This is a genomic window from Psychrobacter sp. 1U2 (assembly GCF_051847575.1).
The window spans coordinates 1-759 of sequence record NZ_JBPYDC010000959.1 but is presented as its reverse complement, the minus strand read 5'-3'; the positions used below and the strand labels follow the sequence as shown (position 1 = coordinate 759).

Genomic DNA, 759 nt, shown 5'->3' with positions numbered 1-759 from the left:
ACATGAGACCAATGGTTTTAACCGCTGGCAAGTAACGCAGATGCTAGTCAATCGTATTTTACTGCAAGGTCAGGGCGCTAAAAGCAATCCGGAAGTGTATCTGCAAGCATTGGCACAGACATTACCAACGCTAGCCACTGATGATGCCATGTTGGCTGCACGCTTGCTCGATATTCCGTCGGCGCAAGAGTTGGCCTCTGCCATTCACAAAAACTATGATCCGGTATTGATTAAAGAGCAGCGTGAAGGCTTGTATCGCCAAGTGGCGGAGTCGCTAGCGGAGCAGTGGACAACGCTATATGAACAACTACCGCTACAGTCCTATGAAGATAACTCTGAGGCTCGCGGGAAGCGCGCATTGCGTAACGTAGTATTAGATATGGCATTGACTGCCAAAGTTACAGGCGCAGCTGAATGGGCGCAGCAGCAGTATGATAATGCTAGCTGTATGACCGAACGCTTTGGTGCTTTAAAGGCGATGGTCAATTATCAGGTCGCAAAGGCTGATGAGTATTTGGCAGATTTTTATAATCGCTTTCAAGCAGACGATTTAGTGATTGATTTGTGGTTCAGTGTGCAAGCCGCTGCTGACAATGTGAATACGGATAAGATTAACGATCTGCTGACTCATGCAGATTTCGATTGGAATACGCCCAATCGTGTGCGCTCAGTAATTAGTGCTTTTGCTTCGCAGCCAACTATACTTTGGACGCCAGACGGTTTAGATATCTATACCAATGTTATTCAAAGGTTGGATGA

Annotated in this window: 1 protein-coding gene; it reads left to right on the top strand. The window is 46.6% G+C overall.

Annotated elements, in window-relative coordinates; translation table 11 throughout:
- Positions 1 to 759, top strand: a 759-nt coding sequence (locus ACS8FD_RS19785; RefSeq protein WP_439277123.1) for an aminopeptidase N C-terminal domain-containing protein, incomplete at both ends; no start/stop codon positions are given.